Origin of the sequence: Nostoc sp. (assembly GCF_036917535.1) — a bacterium.
Lineage (GTDB): Bacteria > Cyanobacteriota > Cyanobacteriia > Cyanobacteriales > Nostocaceae > Nostoc.
This window is the reverse complement of sequence record NZ_JBALDA010000098.1, coordinates 73,689-93,333: the sequence shown is the minus strand read 5'-3', so window position 1 is coordinate 93,333 and position 19,645 is coordinate 73,689. Positions and strand designations below refer to the sequence as shown.

The following is a 19,645-nucleotide window of genomic DNA, read 5'->3' as shown; positions in this document are numbered from 1 at the left end:
AGCCTTTGTTACTTCAATTGCAATTAACTTTACATTTCCTAATAAAATGAGTGGTAATATCTTTAAGTTATGCCTTGCCGATAGGCGATTAGAAATATTATTAAATTTTTATTAAATTTATCAAAAGTATTGTTACACTTATGAGAAGTTCATTTAGCCTTACATTTTGCTTTTAGATGGGTGTTATATGACAAATATTTAGAACCCAACAGCTTTTCAACTTGATGATGAAAGTCGATTTTTTCGCCAAAATTTAGTGCTTCCATCCAGGAATATAATATCAATACAATCGGGCTGTTGATTGTAAAAATCAAAAAAAATAACTTAACAGCTAACTAGAATCGATGTTTTCTGGAATAGGATTAAAGTAGCTTGTAGCTGCTATAAGGGTACTACCCAAAGTAGATGTGTTGACTTTGAATTGATGCCAAAGTGAAATTACAGTTCACTTTTGAGCGTGAATCATTTACAATTCTCATTCCAAAGAGATTAATACAGCAGTTATGCTCCAAGACACACAAACCATCCGCTATTACCAAAGACTTACCGACGCCTTCGTCGAGCTATGGAATCGCGGTTATCGTATGGATGATATGCGGATGTATTTGGATGGATATCTAGCCGCACTGCGACATAGCAACGTCATTGAACCTTTTCTGATTCATCGCCTAGAAGAAGAAGCCAGCCGCTACTTGTACGATGGGTCGAACTTTGCAGTCCCGCAACCACAACCACTACCTGATTACTACTAAGTACCATTTACCTGGTCATTGATAGTAACCGTTAATTACCGCAGATAATTTTAGCATATTATTTGTATTGGTCAACGGGTTGTCGTGGTGTGAAATTTTGGAGATATTGTATTGATTAAACGCATCCCCTCAGTCCTATATTGGTTTTGCCAGTATGACTGAGGGGATTGTTGACTAGCTATGAATGAAATTAAGTCCAACAAAGAGTATTTTTGTTAGAAACCAATTAAAAATCCTTGAAAGGGGAGAGAATATAGTGTCTCTCCTTTCAAGGATATTAAAAACGGTACATTGCTTTGATCACGAAGGGCAAATTCAGCAGCATATCCTTTAGTTTGCGTAAACAAAGATTAAGAAGCTAATGCTACTTCTACCTTTTGCTGCAATTCACCTTTTTGGTACAGTTCAATTAAGATGTCAGAACCGCCAAGGAATTCACCATTGAGATAGACTTGAGGAATTGTGGGCCAGCTAGAGTATTCTTTAATACCTTGACGAATTTCCGGGTCAGATAAAACGTCAACTGTCTCAAAGGGAACTCCCAAGGTATTGAGAATCTGCACAACATTGTTGGAGAAACCACATTGGGGCATTAACTTGTTTCCCTTCATGAAAACTAAAATCTTGTTTTCTTGTACTAAGCTATCAATTTTGTCTTTGAGTTCTGGTGTCATGGTAATTATGTTTCCTATGTTGGATTCAACAGTGAGGAGTGAGAGTGAGGAGTCAAAATTCATAACTCCTAACTTCTAACTCTTATTTACGATGCTGCTGTTGCTTGCCAAGCTTCGGGAGTGTATGTTTTCACCGCCAAGGCATGAATCGCTTCAGTTGACATAGCTTGACCCAACGCACCATAAACTAACTGGTGCTGTTGCACTAGTCCTTTACCTGCAAAGTGCGATGAAACTACTGTCACTTGATAGTGGTCGCCGCCACCAGTCAAGTCTTGCACTTGAACCTGTGCGTCTGGCAGTTCCGCCTTGATCATTTCCTCAACCTGTTGCGGACTAATCATCGCAATTCCTGAAAAAACTTACTTTTCTATTATTAACAGATATAGAGCAAATACCTGTGCCAACTTCAGGCTTTGGCAAGGCTGTAGACAAAGACGCCTCTAGGGTGTATTACTTGAGAACGCTGGGTCAAGGTTACGGCGGATAGCTCTATCCTAGCACTGGGGCGTTCCCAAGCAACTGCTTAGGAAAATGTAGGTAAAAAGAGGTAACAAAAATTTAATTTATTTTTTTGGGGATGAGGATGAATTACCAGCTTCTCTGGGATAGGGAGAATCAACAAAACCCAACTCAAACAACTGTTTATAGGCTTTCTTGCCTAAATCTCGCGTTGGGTTTTGACTCTTAATTATTTGAATCAACAATGGTACAGCTAATTCTGGCTGATTTTGTGCCCGATGTACCAATGCTAGCTGAAAAGTAGCTTCATCTCGCTTTTGGGCTGTTAATAGAGCTTTTTGACGCTGAGAATCAGAAACTCTGTTGTCAATTCCCGAAAAGCTAGAATTTAACTCTTGATAAAAATTAGATAGCTGATTATAAACTTGACGTGCTTCTTGCAGTTTCTTGACAGCTAAGGGATAGTTTTGAGCAGAAACGGCTTGGTCTGCCTCTTTCACTAAGCGATCGCCACCTGCAATGCTCAAAAGGCTGTTACTTTCGGTTATGGGACGGAGATTATTTGGAGCGTTGGGGTCAATGAGTTGTGGTTGGCTGGTAGAGCCTGGTAACTGTGATACCTGAGCATTCACAGGTGATAGCAGGCTGAGGACTGCTATAACTGATAAAACAGTACGGTGCATCAAGGTAACAGCGACAGCAGTGTTCATGGGATCAATTAGTGCGACAACTATATAAAAGTGTTATGGAAACTTCGGGTATCTTAACTCTGTTTTGGTCTTGGACAAAGCAAAGTTACATCCCAAGTATCTCTGATTTAGACTAACAATCAGTTTAATAGAGTTCCCATTACCCCTGTATACCAACTAACTTATGTTGCCGTGATCAGCGATACCTAAGGTCGAGTGTGTTACCATCTGTCTGACTACCGACTTTCTTCCCCAATAATTATCTCAGCTTAACTAGAATATTTGGTAGGAGAATTTTTCAGCACTGCTTGAAGTATTTACGTAGGCTAGCAAAAACCGTAGGCATCGCACCAAACCAGTTCAGAATAGCGATATCCTCAGTCCGCGCTTCCCAACTTTTTATTTAACTGTCTGACTAAATAGTGAAAATATTTATCATCAAGCTGTTCAGTAGTTTGCAGGCAATTAATTAGCTATTGGCTCAAAAAAATGCCAAATTGGCAGAACATATCATCAATAGAGGGTAATCTATATATACATACTCAAAGGTTGCAAAACACTACTAATCTTTTGTGACTTACTCAGGATGAATATAGCAGTTAGTAATTAGTGTTAAATATTGAAAAGGTGCAGTTTCTGAATTATGCACGGTCAATGATTATGAGGTTTAACTGGATCAAGAATTAGTAATTTCTGCAAATGCATGGTTAGTAATTTTTGTTTCTTGATGGCTCAATTGTTGCAGTGCCTTTGCTAAATCAGTTGTGATGTTTTTTGCATCTTGTTTTATACAACCATTCATGTAATCCGCGATTCTAATTGGGGAGCCAATGTTAATACTCACGTCTGTACCCCAATTGGGATAAGGTTGGCTGTAGTTAATGCTTATAGGTATAATTTTCACTCCTAGCCCGGAATGACTAGATTCAGCACTCAAAGCAAGACGAGCAATTCCTGGCTTCAACTGGTGAACTCGACCATCACGAAAAATGTTACCTTCTGGAAAGATTACCAGGGTTTTTTGCTGCTGAAGTAGTTCTACTCCATGTCGCAGCGTGCGGATTGACGGATGCTTAGAATTTACAGGAAACCCCCCCAAACGTCGGACAAACCAGCCTTGCAAACCTTGGCATTCGTCAATAGTCACCATAAACCGCAGGTCTTGTTCTCCACGACAATCGGAGGTAGCGTAAGGTACAAGCAAGGCATCCCAACGCGCCCGATGAGTAGGCGCAAGGATCACAGGCCCAGTTCTAGGGATATTTTTTTGTCCGGTTATTCTAATTTGTCCAAAGAAGAATGGTAATAGGCAGTGACGCCCTAATAAATATGCTAGGGGACTTAACCAAGGAGAAACTCTTGAGGTAGTGCTATCTACCTGAGGATTTGCCGGGGTTTGCTGGCAGGTATCGGATGAAGAGTAAAATTCCATCATGAAGGATGCAGCTGATTGACGGGTAAAATTTAATGAAATGCCTGAATAGTTACACCGTAGATTCTCTTGTGTGATTTGTGTCGTACTAGATGGACAGTTTTACCTCTGTCTGTTAGTTTACCTTACGCCGCCTAGTAGCAAACCAAATCTGTAATTGTTGACGACAAGCTGACTCTAGAATGCCTCCAATTACCTGTAAGCGGTGATTAGAAGCAGCGCTATCGGGGATGTTAATAACTGTACGAATTGCGCCAGTTTTTGTATCGTCTACTCCATATACCAGTAGTCCTATTCGTGATTGGACGATCGCACCTGCACACATCGGGCAAGGTTCGAGAGTTACATAGAGGGTGCATTCATTGAGATGCCAATTTTGTAAAGTTGTTGCAGCTGTTTTTAGAGCGATAATTTCCGCATGAGCGGTAGGGTCTTTGTCGCGCTCTTTTCTATTTTCTCCTTGTGCCAGCAATTTGCCTGTCGAATCAATTATAACAGCACCTACAGGGATTTCACCTGCATCACCTGCTGTTTTTGCTAATTCTAAAGCATAACTCATCCATTGTTGATGTATAAGATATTCTGTATACTTAGTTAGCATATTCTTATCAATAAAGGCAGAGGGCAGGAGGCAGGAGGCAAAAGGAATACTGCTTCCTTCTCTATGTCGTAACCTTTTATAGAGTAAGAGTTTAAGACAAGAACACCAAATTAAAATTGGTGGCTCTTTCAACAGCAGGGGTATGAATTCCCAACTGAGGTAAAACCTCCTGCCCTCTGCCTCCTGCCTCCTGCCTCCTTCAATGCTAAATAGCGGCTTGGGCTAAAAGGAGATCGAGTTGATTTTGTGTGTCTAGCTGATAGAGGTCATCGCAGCCGCCAATGTGCTGGTTATTGATAAAAATTTGTGGTACGGTACGGCGGCCGTTAGCGCGTTCTGCCATTTTCGCTCTGGCTGCTTCGTCGCCGTCGATTTTGTATTCAGTAAAATTTACACCTTTCCACCACAGCAGTATTTTGGCACGAATGCAGTAAGGACAAGTTTGCCAAGTGTAAAGTTCGACGTTGGCTTTAACTCGCTCTGGATGGCGATTTAAGAGGGGATTAAGAAAGTCCAGCATATCGATCTTAAGCAAAGTTTTAACTATGTCTCTAGCCTAGATCATTACTTACCGCATCGGCGCTGGAACCCACTTTTGGAAACCCTCTAAATGATTCCAATAAGCCAAATATCCAGTTAATGCCCAAATTAGAGCGGCTACTATTAGCACTACTACGCCAATTAGTCGCCAAGTTCGGTTGGTTTTCCAATAAAGAGTTGGCGCTGCAAAAACACCACCTAATCCAGTTAAAATAAAGCCGATTCCCGATAAAAGCGGTTGCTTTGTCAAATTCAAGTTGATAATGCGGATACCCACTACGATCGCAACTGCACCAGCAAAGAAGCCGTAGATTGCGATTGTCAATAAATCCCAACCTTGAGCTAGGGCGATGGCAGCTGCAATAAACAAGATTCCAAATAGAACACTTGTTTCACCGTAGGCAATGTTAAAGCTACCCATTACTGGCCAGGTGAAGCTCATGTGTAAACCAGTTGTGAGTGCGATCGCACCCGTAATTCCAAAACCTGGAATCCACGGTCTTTGATTATAACTATCTATACCACGATACACATAGTCAGCGAGTAAAAATAACCCAGCTACCATGTTGATTAACATGAGGGTGATGTAGTCGATAAACACGATTTACCTCTGAATTTGACAAGTTATTTACTCTGCACCTCGTTTTTTAGTTGTTAGTGAATTTACCAGCTTTTTTATTTGTTATTTTATACCTAAAGATAGATACAGAAGAAAAGCAATGTTCTAGATATACACTGTTACCTACTTGTGCCAATTTTTAACTTAGTTACTTGTGAACAGGTTTTATACTGGAGTAATTATGAGTAAAAAATCAGAATGTGTTAACTGGCACTTTTCTAACGAGTTAGCAGTAAAACTTAACTTTCTTCCACGTGTATCCGCCCTTTGGTAGACTTGAAATCTGAAATAGGCAGATGAAACGACGCAAATTCAAGCAGCTGAGAGGGCAAACTCTGTGGAAAATACACTTGGGCTAGAGATTATTGAAGTAGTAGAGCAAGCCGCGATCGCATCCGCAAAGTGGATGGGTAAAGGCGAAAAGAATACTGCTGACCAGGTAGCAGTGGAAGCCATGCGGGAGCGGATGAATAAAATCTATATGCGTGGTCGCATTGTGATTGGGGAAGGCGAACGCGACGATGCACCGATGTTATACATCGGGGAAGAAGTTGGTATTTGTACTCAACCAAATGCCGAAGCTCTCTGTAACCCTGATGAATTAATTGAAATTGACATCGCCGTTGACCCCTGTGAAGGTACGAACTTGGTAGCTTATGGACAACCTGGTTCGATGGCTGTTTTGGCAATTTCTGAAAAGGGTGGATTATTTGCTGCTCCTGACTTTTACATGAAGAAGTTAGCAGCACCCCCGGCAGCTAAGGGCAAGGTAGACATCAACAAGTCAGCAACAGAAAACCTGAAGATTCTTGCTGAGTGTCTAGAGCGCTCGATTGAAGAGCTTGTAATCGTAGTTATGAAGCGCGAACGCCACAACGATTTAATTAAAGAAATTCGTGAGGCTGGAGCGAGAGTCGCCTTAATTTCAGACGGTGATGTAGGCGCAGCCATCAGCTGTGGTTTTGCTGGAACTAATATCCACGCGCTGATGGGTATCGGTGCGGCTCCTGAAGGTGTAATCTCGGCAGCAGCAATGCGTGCTTTGGGTGGACACTTCCAAGGTCAACTGATTTACGATCCAGCAATAGTAAAAACAGGTCTAATTGGAGAAAGCAGAGAAGCCAACATCGAGCGCTTAAAGTCTATGAATATCAATGACCCCGATAAGGTCTATGATGCTCATGAATTGGCATCTGGTCAAACTGTTCTGTTCGCTGCTAGCGGCATTACCAGTGGTAATCTCATGCAAGGTGTACGTTTCTTCAACGGCGGAGCTAGAACTCAAAGCTTGGTAATTTCTAATCAATCGAAAACGGCTCGATTTGTTGATACAATTCACATGTTTGGTGAAGCCAAGACTCTCCAACTGAACTAATTTGTCGGGAATGGGAATGGTAAAAGTAAGGCTAAAACATTTTGGAAAGAAATATTTATATAAAACGGAAAAATATTCACCCAAATGTTTCATCCTTACACTAGTTAGTAGTTAGGATTTAGTGATTAGTTATTGTTTGTTGGTTAGAAAAACTATTAACCAATAAACAATAATTCTCCATCTCCTAATTCTCACTCAATGCCCGATTGCCAACTACCAATTAATAACTACGATTTAGCAAATGAATATAGCAGTGGTGGGGTTAAGCCATAAAACAGCCCCAGTAGAAGTCCGGGAAAAACTGAGCATTCCAGAACCACAAATTGAAAGTGCGATCGCTCAACTAGCTAGCTATCCTCATATTAACGAAGTTGCAATTCTTAGCACTTGTAACCGTCTGGAAATTTACATTGTTGCCAGTGAAGCAGACCAAGGTATTCGAGAAGTAACGCAATTTCTTGCAGAATACAGTAAATTACCCGTGCTTTCTCTGCGACAACACTTGTTTATGTTGCTGCATGATGATGCAGTGATGCACGTGATGCGGGTAGCAGGTGGTTTAGATAGTCTGGTTCTTGGAGAAGGTCAAATTCTGGCTCAGGTGAAGACTACTCACAAACTGGGACAGCAATATAGCGGTATAAAAACCATTTTGAATCGATTATTTAAACAAGCACTGACAGCTGGTAAGCGGGTTCGTACTGAAACTAGTATTGGTACTGGCGCTGTCTCTATCAGTTCGGCAGCTGTAGAGTTAGCACAGCTAAAAGTGGCAAATTTAGCAGCTTGTCGAGTGGTAATTCTCGGTGCTGGTAAAATGTCGCGGCTGCTGGTGCAACACCTACTTTCTAAAGGTGCTGTGGAAATTAGTATTGTAAATCGCTCTCGCGATCGCGCCCAAGAATTAGCAAAGCTGTTCCCTCAACAACCAATCAAAATTCATCCACTATCGGAAATGATGGCAGTGATTGCCGATAGTGATTTGGTGTTTACAAGTACTTCAGCAATAGAGCCAATACTTGACCGTGCCAAATTGGAAATGGTTTTAGAAGTTCAGCGCTCTCTAATGTTATTTGATATTTCTGTGCCGCGTAATGTTCATGCGGATGTAAATGAATTGGAAAATGTGCAGGCGTTTAATGTGGATGATTTGAAGGCTGTTGTAGCGCAAAACTACGAAAGCCGTCGCAAGATTGCACAGGAAGCCGAGCGACTTTTAGAAGAAGAAGTAGAAGCTTTTGATATTTGGTGGCGCTCTCTGGAAACTGTTACCACTATTAGCTGTCTACGAAATAAAGTCGAAACCATCCGCGAACAAGAGTTAGAAAAAGCTTTGTCGAGATTGGGTTCGGAATTCGCGGAAAAACATCAAGAAATAATAGAAGCATTAACACGGGGAATTGTCAATAAAATTTTACATGACCCGATGGTACAGTTGCGATCGCAGCAAGATGTTGAAGCTAGACGGCGCTGTATGCAAACTCTGCAAATGCTGTTCAACCTCGATGCAGAGGAACAGTTTAGTTAAATTAAACAACCAGAACCCCAACTTTTGGTGAAAAGTTGGAGTTCTGAGCCAATCGGGTTGAAATTAGATATACTTCTAATTAGATATGTGTCTAATTAGAAGTTAGTTATGCAACCAGAGCAATTTAATATCTTACTGCGCTTTTTCAAGGCATTAGCGGATGATAGCCGATTGAAGATTGTAGGTATTTTGGCGAATCAGGAATGCAGCGTCGAAGAATTAGCGGTGCTACTGCAACTCAAGGAACCAACGGTATCCCATCATTTAGCGAAACTTAAAGAGCTAAATTTGGTGACAATGCGTCCCGAAGGCAATAGCCGTCTATATCAATTGGATAGTGAGGCTTTGCAAAGTATCAGTAAGGAAATTTTCACACCTGAGAAAATAGCATCCTTGATTGAGGATGTGGATACTGAAGCCTGGGAAAGCAAAGTGTTGAAAAATTATATAGAAGACGATACACAACGCCTCAAAGAAATTCCTGCCAGTCGCAAAAAACGCCTAGTAATTCTCAAGTGGTTAGCAAACCAGTTTGATGTAGGAGTCAACTACCCTGAACGCCTGGTAAATGAAATTCTCAAACGTTATCATCCTGACTGTGCCACTCTGCGACGGGAGTTCATTGCTTGCCAGTTAATGCAGCGAGAGAATGGGGTTTATTGGCGTACAACATAGACATGAAAGTTGTGTATTAAATTTCAGTGACAAGGAGATGATGGATGTTAGTGGATGGATGCCTTGCTTGCAGCGTGCTAACTGGAAAAGTACAAGCACCTGGTGGGGTTATTTATGAAGATAATTATTGGGTTGTAGAACATTCTTTGAGTCCTGTTCTGTTACCCGGATATTTAATTATCAAACTCAAACGACATTGTGAAAATTTAGCGGAACTTACACTAGAAGAAGCAAGTACTTTAGGTAGCATTATTCAAAACACCTGTTTAGCACTTTCACAAGTAGTTAAACCAGCTAAAATTCATGTTTGTTCGTGGGGAGAACAAGTCAAGCACATCCACTTCCACGTTATTCCTCGTTCATCAGCTATGCCTGTAGGAAATCTCAAATTGTTAATTTATCTACAAATTAAAAAGTTACTCAATCAGCTAGGTTTAGGCAAGTGGGTAAGTGATGCAGAAACAGCAGAAATTAGCCAAAAACTTAAACAGCATTTAAAAATGACAATATAATCAAAAAATTTTAGCACAATAACCGCACAATCATAGGTCGTATATTTATGCAGTTAGAAACACAAAAATTCTATTACACACCTGAAGAATATTTAGAAATTGAAGAAAAGGCGGAATATAAAAGCGAATACCGTGATGGAGAAATTGTACCGATGACGGGTGGCACTACAAATCATAATAAAATTGCAGGCAACTTTTATGCTTATTTGAAGTTTGGTTTGAGAGGCAATAATTATGATGTTTATATTGGTGATGTACGTTTGTGGATACCTCGTTATCGGCAGCATACATATCCCGATGTGATGGTAATTGAGGGACAACCTATTTATACAGGAACCAGCACAACAACAGTTATGAATCCGATGTTAATTGCTGAAGTTTTATCTAAATCGACTAAAAATTATGACCAAGGCGATAAGTTTCTTTATTATCGCTCTATTCCAGAATTCAAGGAATATATTTTAATTGACCAATATCAGTATCACGTGATGCAGTATGTAAAAACTGCGGAAAGTCAATGGTTATTTACTGAGCTTGAACATGAATCTGCAACTTTATCACTGCAAACGGTTGATTTTCAAATTGAATTGCGCGACCTTTATGAGCAAGTAAATTTTGCAGAAAATAACGAAGATTGAAAAATTCATAAATTAGAATCAATAAGTAGGAGATTCAAGGCAATTTCTAAGTAATAAATATATTATAGAAACAGAAAGCCAATCACACTTTCTTATCCCAAATAAGCTTCTAAAAATTTTAGATTAGTTTGAATTTTTGCGGGTGTACTCATTGACTAAATTTGTGTTTCTTCTTCGGTAAATATAGGAGGCCACAATTCAGTAACTGGCAATTCCCAATCGGGAAAAAGTTCTGGTATCGTTAAAATATCGACATTTTCTAAAACTATTGGTTCGCCTGTTGAGCGATAAATTGTAACTGTTTCTTCATCAGGATCAATCAGAATGCCAACGATCGCTCCTAGTTCTATAAATTTCAGAATCTTGGCTACTATAAGTTTAATTTTATCACTCTGAGATTTAATTTCTACCACCAAGTCAGGGACAAGTTCTCCAAAGTAACGAGGACTTTGGAGAAGTCGGGAAGCCCGAACAAAGGAAACATCGGGTGCTTTGAGGTTTGTATCTGGCATAATGAAACCGCCAGCGGAATCAAATACTCTTCCCCAGCGACGAGGATTTATCCAGGCAAAGAGAAAGGCAATAAGACGACTACTGATTTCGCTGGATACAATATCTGACGGGCTCATTATTGAAATTTTCCCATTTTCGAGTTCCAGCTGGTAATCTAAACCTGCTTCGGTAAAAGCGGTTTGAACTTGCTCTAAATCTCTGACTGTCATCATTGACATAAAAAGCTTTTTCCACTGAGATATACAACTCGATTTTAACAAGAGCCAAATTTCCGAAGATTTGATACCGTGTGCGACTTTCTCTCAAACCTAAGCCTCAAACAGTTGCCTAGCAGCGAATCAGAGTAAGAATAAAAGCCTCTCTCCCACACAGGGAGAGTTTGGCACAGAAAGCTAATCGCACTCTATTTTCCCAAATAAGCTTCTAAAACTTTGGGATTAGTTTGAATTTCTGCTGGCGTACCGTCAGCTAAATTCTGTCCTTCGGCAAGTACCCAAACACGATCGCACAAGGACATAACCACATCCATATTGTGTTCAATAATCAAAAAGGTCATGCCATCTTGACGGTTCCAAGTGATAATGCGATCGCAAATATCATCAATCAGTTTCGGATTCACCCCAGCCGCCGGTTCATCCAACAAAATTAACTTGGGATTAGTCATCAAGGCTCGTCCCATTTCCAGCAGCTTACGTTGTCCACCAGACAAGCCACCAGCATAATCGTGTGCTTTTGTTGCCAAACCCACTGATTCTAATAAAAACATTGCCCGCTCTTGGAGTTGCTTTTCTTCCTTAGCGACAACGTGCGGTTGCAACTGCACCTGCCAAAAATTTTCGCCCGTTTGTTTTTGCGCCGCCAGCAGCATATTTTCTAATACCGATAACCGCGAGAGAGTCCGTGCAACCTGAAAGGTACGGATTACTCCCTGCTGGGCGATTTGATATGGTTGCAAATTGTGAATCGGTTCGCCGTCAAAAATCACTCGTCCCTTATCAGGGCGGATGAAGTTCGAGAGTAAATTAAATAAAGTAGTTTTGCCAGCACCATTGGGGCCAATCAAGCCCGTAATACTGCCTTTAGGAACTTCGATTTTCGCCTCATTAACTGCTTTGACACCACCAAAGCTTTTAGAAAGTCCAGTGGCTACCAAAAGGGGAAGCGGGGATGAATAGTTATTTTCCAAGGGTGAGTTCCTCCTTTTTCCCTAAGATACCTTGAGGACGCCAAATCATCAGTATCATCAAAATTAGCCCAATTACCATGATCCGAAATGCGCCCAAACGTGCTTCATCAAGGGGAACGATTCTGGGTAAAACTTCTCGCGTCAGCGCATCGTAAGCAAAGAAAATTATCGCACCGATGATTGTGCCGACATTTTTCCCAGAACCGCCTAAAATCACCATAATCCATGTATCAAAGGTGATCTGCGGTTGGAAATTATCAGGGTAAATGGCGCTGAGTTGCCAAGCAAAGAAAGCACCCGCAATACCTGCGATCGCACCCCCTAACATCAGAGATTGTAATTTATACCAAAAGACATTTTTTCCTAATGCTTTAGGAATTTCTTCATCTTCGCGGATGGCTTTGAGAATTCTACCCCAAGGCGATCGCACCAAAATTTCTAACCGCCAGTATACAAATGCTAAAACCAGCAGGAAAACCAGCATTAAACCCGCTTTTGGGTTGTAATTATACAGTCCGATTACCCCAGAAATATAAATCGCTGCCGCCAAGACTGCTAACACAACTCCTATACCCAAGCGGGATGCAAATTCTTGCTTGCTAGTTGTCTTTTTATCTAAATCAGTAGTCCGAGATATTTGAGTGGTACGAATCCATTGCCACAACGTAAAGAAAGTTACGGCAGCTAGCAGCGTTAAAAGCCCAATCATTATTAATCTGATTGACAAACTTGGCTCTGTGTATAGGGGTATGGGATAGCTTTGTACACCAAACGCCCCAGAAATCCAGGTGTCACCTACAGGTAATTCCTGATTATTCACCACCAAACGAATTAATTCGCCCGTACCAATGGTGACAATTCCTAGATAATCTTCCCGTAAGCGGAGAGTTACAAAACCAATTATCAAACCCAACAAGGCAGCGGCAATTGCCCCAGCCAGTGCTGATATCAGTAAGGGTACGCCCTTTAAACTTAATAATACCGTTGTATATGCTCCCAGGGTCATGAAAGCAATATGACCAAAGTTAATTAACCCTGTAAAGCCCCACTGTAAATTGAGTCCTAGTGCGAATAGAGCAAAAAGTGCTGTAGAAATTGCTAAGAAAATGAGATAGTCAACCATATTAAATTATTTGGGCATTGGGAATTGGGCATTGGGCATTGAATCTTCAATTTTGAATTTTGAATTTTGAATTGATTTCTCCCCTGCTCCTCTGCCCTCAACGCTTGGCGAATAAATTTTAGCGTAGCTTGAGCAAAGCTAATTTTATGGGAATACTATTTATTGTTGGTGTTTGCTGGTAGGGAATAATTAACGTATGAATTTGCTGCGCCTTAGAATGCATCACTTAATTGAGCAGTTAGGTGATGACGATTTGCAAGACATTTGGAACGTTCTCGAAGCTTTACATTATGACTTTTATATGCTCAAAGCCATACACAAAGTCAAGCGATCGCAGCAACCGTGGGATATCTTAACCCATGAAGAAGCAGTAAGACTGTTGATGTTTTTCTAATTCAGCAGCGCTTTTGAGCTAGTACAACGAGCGCGCAAATAAACCACTTATTCCAAATCAATAAAACGCTTATGCTGTATACCTGTTTGACTTTTGACTTTTGAACGCCAGTTGCTTCAAGTCGGCAGAGCCGCCCAACGCACTGGCTCCTTTTGACTTCCGCCTTGCGGCACTAGTGCCAGTGGCCCCTCAAGTTTTGGTGAAGGTAACGCCCAGTGAGTCTGGAAATGCGCTATGCCAGGTCTTTTTTGCTAGACCTGAAGAATTTAGAACCTGCCGCCTACGAGCGGGTGCATGATTTTGTTTTTATTGAGTTAGCCCAAAAGTGGCAACTGAGCGATTTAAAAGAACTGCGACAGCTTGATAGTGAAGGCATTTTTCACCGCTTCACCCTAGACAATTATCTGATTGGTATAGAAGTTCGCGGTGAAATTGTGAAATTTCTGCGTGTCATCCCTATGCCAGATGTTTAAAGTGAAGAGTCAAGGGAACACTTAAAACTGTAAACTTTATAAGGCTAGGCAGGGATCGCTATAACCTTACATTAAACTGGTTTTTGAAAAACACTTTATTTGAGATTTCCCTATGGATGCTAGGGCACTTTGGCAACGATACCAAAACTGGTTATATTTCCACGAGGGATTGGGACTGTACTTAGACGTGAGTCGGATGAGGTTCGATGATGCCTTCGTGGATTCGTTGCAGCCGAAGTTTGACAAGGCGTTTGCGGATATGGCTCAACTAGAAAAAGGTGCGATCGCAAATCCCGACGAGAACCGCATGGTTGGACACTACTGGCTGCGAAATCCTGATTTAGCGCCAACTCCAGAACTTACACAAGAAATAGTCCAAACTCTAGAACAAATCGAAGCCTTTGCGGAAAAAGTCCAAACAGGTGCTATTCATCCTCCTAGAGCAAGCCGCTTCACGGATATTATCTCCATCGGCATTGGTGGTTCCGCTCTCGGCCCCCAATTCGTCGCGGAAGCTCTTGCTCCTGATTTCCCGCCCCTGAAAATTCACTTTATCGATAATAACGATCCCGCAGGTATTGATCGCGTTCTCAATCATCTCCGAAATAGCCTCGCCAGCACTTTGGTATTGGTAATCTCCAAATCTGGGGGAACACCGGAACCCCGCAACGGCATGATTGAAGTAAAAAAAGCCTACGCCGGACACAATTTGGAATTTGCCCAGTATGCGGTAGCTATTACTAGCGTTGATAGCAACCTCGATAAACTAGCCAAAGATGAAGGCTGGCTGGCCAGATTTCCGATGTATGACTGGGTAGGAGGACGCACCTCAGAAATGTCTGCTGTGGGGCTAGTACCAGCAGCATTACAGAGCATTGATGTTCGCGCTATGCTAGATGGTGCAAAAGAAATGGATGACGCTACCCGCGTCCCAGATGTGAAAAATAACCCAGCAGCCTTGCTTGCTTTGTCTTGGTACTTTGCAGGCAATGGAAAGGGCGAAAAAGATATGGTTGTTCTACCTTACAAGGACAGCTTATTTTTATTCAGTCGCTATTTACAACAGCTGGTGATGGAATCTTTGGGGAAGGAGAAAGACTTAGACGGCAACGTTGTTCATCAAGGTATCGCCGTCTATGGCAACAAAGGCTCAACAGATCAACACGCTTACGTCCAGCAGTTACGCGAGGGTGTAGCGAACTTCTTTGTTACCTTCATCGAAGTGTTAGAAGATCGTCAAGGCCCATCGACTGAAATAGATCCAGGAGTTACAACAGGCGATTATCTTTCCGGTTTTCTCCAAGGAACCCGACAAGCGCTTTATGAAAATCACCGGGATTCGATTACAGTCACGATTCCCCAAGTTAATCCCCGAATTGTTGGGGCATTAATTGCTTTGTATGATCGTGCTGTTGGTTTATATGGTAGTTTGGTCAACGTCAATGCCTATCATCAACCAGGTGTAGAAGCTGGCAAAAAAGCTGCCGCCTCCATTCTCGATTTACAAACACGAGTAGTAGCAGTGCTACAAAAAGAAAAAACTCCCCTTACTCTTGACGAACTCGCCGAGAAGGCAGGCGCATCAGACCAAGTTGAGGCAATTTACAAGATTTTGCGTCACATCCATGCCAATCAGCGGGGTGTAGTTTTACAAGGCGATCTTCATAAACCCGGTAGTTTGACCGTTTCTGCTAGCTGATAGCTTTAGTCTAAATTTCACATTTTGTCCAGAATTGTTGTTTCAACAACAATTTTTTATTGTGAAGCATCCTAAATAGAAGATATATCTTCTGTCTAGGATGCTTCACTGTATAATTCGTAATTAAGTTTTATAACTCAATACCGTTTGGTTAAGTATTGCTTTCTTCTCTTCCTTTGCCTAATTATGACTTATTTTAATTATGAATTGCCATAAGGCGTTGATTAAAGTAACTCTTGGGTAAAAAACAGCGATCGGGTAAAAAAGGATTGTTGAGATTTTGACATAAGAAAGTGCTGGGTTTATCCCGATGACAAAATGGTGGCACAATTCCCCAGTGTTCTGCTAGCCAAATCCAGTATCCTGTTTCAATTCTGCCGTAGCTTGATACCGTGAAAATTTCTCCAACGCTGTTGTTAATAGATACTAAATCTGATGATGATTTGATGTCAATTAATAGCCAAGCTAACTCATCAGCAGAAAAGTAATAACCATTTTCGGCAGCGATATCGATGAATTGCTGCGGATCTTTAGCTATTAGCAATTCTTCTTTGAGAGATGGCGTTTTTTGTGCAATATCAAAAAGATCCCAAATCTGTCTTCTCGTAACTAGAAACCAGGCAAGTTCTTCTGCGGTCAAATTGTAACCGTTTTCTCTTGCTAACTTGAGAAACGGCTCAAGGCTATCGGTTTCTGCTAGTTGACTTTTCAACTGGAAAGTTTGCTCTACTAGTGACAAGAAATCAATAATCTTTTGCCATGTCACTTTGTCAAACTTATTGTTAACTTTTATTTTTTCTTTCCAATAAATGTATTTATCTTCTTTAAGAAAGAAATTCCAAATTTGATAATACATGGGTCATCTTGCCAAGTTTTAAACTTAGTAGAGGTTTGTGATTAATCAACACCAGTGTAGTAAGTATAATGTGTTTCTTCGACAGTACTAAATTTTTATATCATGTAAATGAAGTTACACAGTGGCTAAGTATAAATTTTTTGTAAAGTTTGTAACTATAAATGGCAGTTACTGAGGAAAAGATGAAAGATTGCGATGCCTTGGGTTGGATTGGGCTGCAACTAAAATCTTATTGATTCTCATAAAATAAAATGAAGTCAATAGATAGTATTAATTATTTATAAAGCAATCTGCACTTTAGTTATTTTGAAAAGAACCGCATACTACGGAGAAAAAGCTAAGTATAGTGTCTTTTAGAGAAGGCGAGAGGCAACCAAAGGTATTATTAAAACTACTAATATAGTATAATTACATAGAGAATTCAAGCGATCGCCTTTATATTCCTGTAAATAAAGTTAAGGCAGCATTAAAAAATGGGGTTATTGAATTATCAGACTGTGTATATTAACTTTGAAATAAATGGAATCGCATTTGAGTTATTTTTAAACAAACCGCCTACTCTTACGGAGAAGCAAGCTACGCGCAGCGTCTTGTAGAGAAGACGCAGAGAACCCAGAGGGAAGAAAAGAGATATATTGTACTATCTTTAATTAATAAGTAAATCGCAGAGAAAGTAAAAGCGATCGCTATTCAAATTATTTGATTGTAAATATTGTTACAATAAGGTTAAAGCGGTCAATAAATACGAATAGAAATCATGAATATCCAAATTAAACCTGAACTAGAGCAAATTATACAAGCGCAAATTGCTACAGGTAGATATGCAAATCCCGAAGAAGTTATTAGTAAAGCATTGAAGTTGCTATTAGAGTGGGAAAAAGGTTATCAGCAATGGGTTGAAGAAACACGCGAAAAAGTTGAGGTTGCTATCGATCAACTGAATAGAGGGGAAGGTATTGATGGAGAAGTTGTAATTGAACAATTGCGAGAAAAACTTCGTAAAGCGAGAGAACTACAAGGATGAAACAACATATTATCTCTCCAAAAGCCAGTCAAGATTTATCAGAAATTATTGATTATTTTGTCAGAATAAATATTGATATTGGGGAGGATTTTGTTGAAAAGTTTGATAAAAAGTGTAAATATTTAGCTAATTTCCCTAATATCCTAATATGGGGCGCAGCTACGGAAATATTAAATCTGATTTGCGCGGTGTTCCTTTGGATAATTATATTATTCTTTATCGAGTTATAAATAGTGGAATTGAAATTGTCCGTGTAGTTAGTGGTTATCAAAATTTGGAATCTTTATTTGCAGAATTAGATGAGTAAGTTGATGTTTGAGTTTACTTATAATTATCTCCTGGCTTTGGCTACGCCTACACACTTTAGTTATTTTTAAATGAACCGCCTACTCCTACGGAGAAGCAAGCTACGCGCAGCGTCTCGTAAAGAAGACGCAGAGAACCCAAAGGGAAGAAGAGGTATATTGTACTATCTTTAATTAATAAGTAAATTGCGGAGGAAGTAAAAGCGATCGCTATTCCAATTACTACCTTTAATTCGCCCCAAATAGCCTGTTAAGGGTGAGGAGAGTTCAATCAGTAAATCGTGAACTACTTCATCATTTAGCCAGGGATTATGAGTAGCATTGTAATGAACGCGAATTTCTGTAACTGTGGAACTTGGATGTGTAGCTTTTGCAGTTTCGTTGTTTTGTTCAGAAAGTTCTTTTACTGCTGTGATAATGTGCGATCGCAACTTAATTTCTCTCTCAGCTTTATCAATATATTCATCAATTTTATAGTCAATTTGCCCAGGTTGTAGATATTGCTGTAATTCGACTAAATTAATAGCACCTGGATATTTTGCTTTAAATTCAACTAGTTTTTGTAGAGTCATTACATTTATAATACTAATTTTAGATATCTCAGCAGATTCTTTCAAATTTTTAGTCGGTTTACCTGGGCCAATAATTAACCTTACAGCTTGAAGATAATTTTCTTTTAGATGCCTTCTACCAATCCTATCTAATTCTTCTACTGCACGATCGGGAATGGTTTTTCCTGCTTTACATTCGCAAACGAGAGGATAAGGTTGTGAGCAAAATAAGTCTAAGCCACCTGCACCGCCTTTGTAGTTTTCTTCAATTTTAAATCCTAAAAAATCAAGGCTACAGCGTGCGATGATTTCAAAATCTGTACCAGCTTGATAGTTGCTTTTACCCTCATCTTTTTCTATGCTGCGATCGCCCAATTTTGCAATATTATTTATCCAAGCTAAATTCGGATCGGCTTGCTTAATTAGCTTGTCATTACTCCAACCTAAAAATACTTTGATGTCTTCGTCTAATTGTTTCGCAGCTAATTGGCTAAGGGTTAGAGATGCGATCGCACTCTGCAATTCTTCTAATTCAGGATGCAGCGGAGGTTCTAGCTTTTCTAACTGGCGTTTGCGTTGGGCGAAGGTGCGATCGGTTAATACTGGCTTTTGTTCAGAAACCGTTAGAGAATTAGGTAAACTAACAAATTTTCCTAGTTTTTCTTGAATGTTGGGATTGACTAATATTTCTTGTAACTGAGGTAAGTGATAGACACGCAAGTAAGCCAAAAAAAGATACTGTTGTTTTTGTAGTATTTCTTTTAATATTTTTGGTGTCCATATTGTTAATTTAGACAAAATATCTAATGACTTAGTCTCGTCTAAAATTTGGCAAAGTTCACATTTAGCCCAAGCTTTAATTGAAGCTGAAGAGTCAGCAGGATAAAGTGCAAATCTGTGCCCAGGACGAATAAACATCCTGGGTAAAGCTGCAATTGTTCGCCCCTGTATTAAGGCTTCAATATCAGGGGCAGGTAGACAGAGAACTGTTGGAATTGAAAACTGCTGATTCATTTATAATTAG

The 19,645-nt window shown here is 40.2% G+C and carries 23 protein-coding genes; 11 read left to right on the top strand and 12 right to left on the bottom strand.

The window, feature by feature from the left end; genetic code table 11:
* Positions 1-503 precede the first annotated feature (503 nt).
* Positions 504-752: a DUF6761 family protein gene (locus V7K56_RS32780; protein ID WP_334917640.1), complete on the top strand. Its 249-nt coding sequence runs from the start codon at positions 504-506 to the stop codon at positions 750-752.
* Between the two features lie 350 nt (positions 753-1,102).
* On the opposite strand, the gene grxD is transcribed toward V7K56_RS32780, so the two are convergent.
* The 7 genes from grxD to V7K56_RS32745 all read right to left on the bottom strand — a co-directional run bounded on the left by grxD (position 1,103) and on the right by V7K56_RS32745 (position 5,751).
* Entirely contained in the window at positions 1,103-1,426 is a 324-nt protein-coding gene (gene grxD, locus V7K56_RS32775; RefSeq protein WP_292859475.1) for a Grx4 family monothiol glutaredoxin, read from the bottom strand.
* An 86-nt stretch (positions 1,427-1,512) separates the two neighbouring features.
* Positions 1,513-1,770: a BolA family protein gene (locus V7K56_RS32770; RefSeq protein ID WP_292859473.1), complete on the bottom strand. Its 258-nt coding sequence runs from the start codon at positions 1,768-1,770 to the stop codon at positions 1,513-1,515.
* A gap of 222 nt (positions 1,771-1,992) precedes the next feature.
* A complete protein-coding gene (locus V7K56_RS32765) occupies positions 1,993-2,598 on the bottom strand; it encodes a hypothetical protein (protein WP_334917637.1) in 606 nt (201 codons plus the stop codon).
* Between the two features lie 655 nt (positions 2,599-3,253).
* Positions 3,254-4,012, bottom strand: a complete 759-nt coding sequence (locus tag V7K56_RS32760) for a lysophospholipid acyltransferase family protein (RefSeq protein ID WP_334917635.1) — start codon at positions 4,010-4,012, stop codon at positions 3,254-3,256.
* A 112-nt stretch (positions 4,013-4,124) separates the two neighbouring features.
* Positions 4,125-4,610 carry a tRNA adenosine(34) deaminase TadA gene (gene tadA / locus V7K56_RS32755; RefSeq protein ID WP_334917633.1) on the bottom strand — a complete coding sequence of 162 codons (486 nt, stop codon included), beginning with the start codon at positions 4,608-4,610 and terminating at the stop codon, positions 4,125-4,127.
* A gap of 205 nt (positions 4,611-4,815) precedes the next feature.
* Entirely contained in the window at positions 4,816-5,130 is a 315-nt protein-coding gene (grxC, locus tag V7K56_RS32750; protein ID WP_334917631.1) for a glutaredoxin 3, read from the bottom strand.
* Between the two features lie 48 nt (positions 5,131-5,178).
* Positions 5,179-5,751, bottom strand: coding sequence for a DUF981 family protein (locus V7K56_RS32745; RefSeq protein WP_334917629.1), 573 nt, complete (start codon positions 5,749-5,751; stop codon positions 5,179-5,181).
* 355 nt (positions 5,752-6,106) lie between these two features.
* On the opposite strand from V7K56_RS32745, the gene glpX reads away from it, so the two are divergent.
* The 5 genes from glpX (at position 6,107) to V7K56_RS32720 (ending at position 10,497) form a co-directional block, all read left to right on the top strand.
* Positions 6,107-7,144 carry a class II fructose-bisphosphatase gene (gene glpX, locus V7K56_RS32740; protein WP_334917627.1) on the top strand — a complete coding sequence of 346 codons (1,038 nt, stop codon included), beginning with the start codon at positions 6,107-6,109 and terminating at the stop codon, positions 7,142-7,144.
* A gap of 241 nt (positions 7,145-7,385) precedes the next feature.
* Positions 7,386-8,672 (top strand): glutamyl-tRNA reductase, encoded by a 1,287-nt coding sequence (locus V7K56_RS32735; protein WP_334917625.1) that lies wholly within the window; start codon positions 7,386-7,388, stop codon positions 8,670-8,672.
* A 108-nt stretch (positions 8,673-8,780) separates the two neighbouring features.
* Entirely contained in the window at positions 8,781-9,347 is a 567-nt protein-coding gene (locus tag V7K56_RS32730; protein ID WP_334917623.1) for a DUF2087 domain-containing protein, read from the top strand.
* 44 nt (positions 9,348-9,391) lie between these two features.
* Entirely contained in the window at positions 9,392-9,859 is a 468-nt protein-coding gene (locus V7K56_RS32725) for an HIT family protein (protein ID WP_334917621.1), read from the top strand.
* A 47-nt stretch (positions 9,860-9,906) separates the two neighbouring features.
* Positions 9,907-10,497 carry a Uma2 family endonuclease gene (locus tag V7K56_RS32720; RefSeq protein ID WP_334917619.1) on the top strand — a complete coding sequence of 197 codons (591 nt, stop codon included), beginning with the start codon at positions 9,907-9,909 and terminating at the stop codon, positions 10,495-10,497.
* Positions 10,498-10,652: 155 nt separating this feature from the next.
* Here the strand turns inward: V7K56_RS32720 and V7K56_RS32715 are convergent, their stop codons facing one another.
* The 3 genes from V7K56_RS32715 to V7K56_RS32705 form a co-directional block, all read right to left on the bottom strand.
* On the bottom strand, positions 10,653-11,228 hold the full coding sequence (locus V7K56_RS32715) for a Uma2 family endonuclease (protein WP_334917617.1): 576 nt from the start codon (positions 11,226-11,228) through the stop codon (positions 10,653-10,655).
* 185 nt (positions 11,229-11,413) lie between these two features.
* Entirely contained in the window at positions 11,414-12,196 is a 783-nt protein-coding gene (locus V7K56_RS32710) for an ABC transporter ATP-binding protein (protein WP_334917615.1), read from the bottom strand.
* On the bottom strand, positions 12,186-13,319 hold the full coding sequence (locus tag V7K56_RS32705; RefSeq protein ID WP_334917613.1) for a branched-chain amino acid ABC transporter permease: 1,134 nt from the start codon (positions 13,317-13,319) through the stop codon (positions 12,186-12,188). Before V7K56_RS32705 ends, V7K56_RS32710 begins: the two co-directional genes overlap by 11 nt.
* Before the next feature lie 196 nt (positions 13,320-13,515).
* Between V7K56_RS32705 and V7K56_RS32700 the strand changes: the two genes are divergently transcribed.
* The 3 genes from V7K56_RS32700 (at position 13,516) to V7K56_RS32690 (ending at position 15,885) form a co-directional block, all read left to right on the top strand.
* Positions 13,516-13,713 (top strand): hypothetical protein, encoded by a 198-nt coding sequence (locus tag V7K56_RS32700; protein ID WP_334917611.1) that lies wholly within the window; start codon positions 13,516-13,518, stop codon positions 13,711-13,713.
* Between the two features lie 215 nt (positions 13,714-13,928).
* Entirely contained in the window at positions 13,929-14,186 is a 258-nt protein-coding gene (locus V7K56_RS32695) for a cytotoxic translational repressor of toxin-antitoxin stability system (protein WP_334917609.1), read from the top strand.
* A gap of 112 nt (positions 14,187-14,298) precedes the next feature.
* Positions 14,299-15,885: a glucose-6-phosphate isomerase gene (locus V7K56_RS32690; protein ID WP_334917607.1), complete on the top strand. Its 1,587-nt coding sequence runs from the start codon at positions 14,299-14,301 to the stop codon at positions 15,883-15,885.
* Between the two features lie 196 nt (positions 15,886-16,081).
* On the opposite strand, the gene V7K56_RS32685 is transcribed toward V7K56_RS32690, so the two are convergent.
* The gene (locus tag V7K56_RS32685) at positions 16,082-16,741 is read right to left on the bottom strand and encodes a Nif11-like leader peptide family natural product precursor (RefSeq protein ID WP_334917605.1); all 660 of its coding nucleotides are present in this window, start codon (positions 16,739-16,741) and stop codon (positions 16,082-16,084) included.
* A 757-nt stretch (positions 16,742-17,498) separates the two neighbouring features.
* Between V7K56_RS32685 and V7K56_RS32680 the strand changes: the two genes are divergently transcribed.
* Positions 17,499-17,765: a ribbon-helix-helix domain-containing protein gene (locus tag V7K56_RS32680; RefSeq protein WP_334917603.1), complete on the top strand. Its 267-nt coding sequence runs from the start codon at positions 17,499-17,501 to the stop codon at positions 17,763-17,765.
* Between the two features lie 148 nt (positions 17,766-17,913).
* Positions 17,914-18,072: a type II toxin-antitoxin system RelE/ParE family toxin gene (locus V7K56_RS32675; protein WP_334917601.1), complete on the top strand. Its 159-nt coding sequence runs from the start codon at positions 17,914-17,916 to the stop codon at positions 18,070-18,072.
* Positions 18,073-18,240: 168 nt separating this feature from the next.
* Here V7K56_RS32675 and V7K56_RS32670 read toward each other — a convergent pair whose 3' ends face one another.
* Entirely contained in the window at positions 18,241-19,635 is a 1,395-nt protein-coding gene (locus V7K56_RS32670; RefSeq protein WP_334917599.1) for a DUF1802 family protein, read from the bottom strand.
* Positions 19,636-19,645 lie beyond the last annotated feature (10 nt).

Coding starts and splice junctions, on each gene's coding strand:
- V7K56_RS32705 (WP_334917613.1), bottom strand. CDS start 13,319: ATGGTTGACTATCTCATTTTCTTAGCAATTTCTACAGCACTTTTTGCT.
- V7K56_RS32715 (WP_334917617.1), bottom strand. CDS start 11,228: ATGTCAATGATGACAGTCAGAGATTTAGAGCAAGTTCAAACCGCTTTT.
- V7K56_RS32735 (WP_334917625.1), top strand. CDS start 7,386: ATGAATATAGCAGTGGTGGGGTTAAGCCATAAAACAGCCCCAGTAGAA.
- V7K56_RS32670 (WP_334917599.1), bottom strand. CDS start 19,635: ATGAATCAGCAGTTTTCAATTCCAACAGTTCTCTGTCTACCTGCCCCT.
- V7K56_RS32760 (WP_334917635.1), bottom strand. CDS start 4,012: ATGATGGAATTTTACTCTTCATCCGATACCTGCCAGCAAACCCCGGCA.
- V7K56_RS32770 (WP_292859473.1), bottom strand. CDS start 1,770: ATGATTAGTCCGCAACAGGTTGAGGAAATGATCAAGGCGGAACTGCCA.
- V7K56_RS32680 (WP_334917603.1), top strand. CDS start 17,499: ATGAATATCCAAATTAAACCTGAACTAGAGCAAATTATACAAGCGCAA.
- tadA (WP_334917633.1), bottom strand. CDS start 4,610: ATGCTAACTAAGTATACAGAATATCTTATACATCAACAATGGATGAGT.
- V7K56_RS32725 (WP_334917621.1), top strand. CDS start 9,392: ATGTTAGTGGATGGATGCCTTGCTTGCAGCGTGCTAACTGGAAAAGTA.
- grxD (WP_292859475.1), bottom strand. CDS start 1,426: ATGACACCAGAACTCAAAGACAAAATTGATAGCTTAGTACAAGAAAAC.
- V7K56_RS32685 (WP_334917605.1), bottom strand. CDS start 16,741: ATGTATTATCAAATTTGGAATTTCTTTCTTAAAGAAGATAAATACATT.
- V7K56_RS32730 (WP_334917623.1), top strand. CDS start 8,781: ATGCAACCAGAGCAATTTAATATCTTACTGCGCTTTTTCAAGGCATTA.
- V7K56_RS32765 (WP_334917637.1), bottom strand. CDS start 2,598: ATGAACACTGCTGTCGCTGTTACCTTGATGCACCGTACTGTTTTATCA.
- grxC (WP_334917631.1), bottom strand. CDS start 5,130: ATGCTGGACTTTCTTAATCCCCTCTTAAATCGCCATCCAGAGCGAGTT.
- V7K56_RS32780 (WP_334917640.1), top strand. CDS start 504: ATGCTCCAAGACACACAAACCATCCGCTATTACCAAAGACTTACCGAC.
- V7K56_RS32690 (WP_334917607.1), top strand. CDS start 14,299: ATGGATGCTAGGGCACTTTGGCAACGATACCAAAACTGGTTATATTTC.
- V7K56_RS32675 (WP_334917601.1), top strand. CDS start 17,914: ATGGGGCGCAGCTACGGAAATATTAAATCTGATTTGCGCGGTGTTCCT.
- V7K56_RS32700 (WP_334917611.1), top strand. CDS start 13,516: ATGAATTTGCTGCGCCTTAGAATGCATCACTTAATTGAGCAGTTAGGT.
- V7K56_RS32720 (WP_334917619.1), top strand. CDS start 9,907: ATGCAGTTAGAAACACAAAAATTCTATTACACACCTGAAGAATATTTA.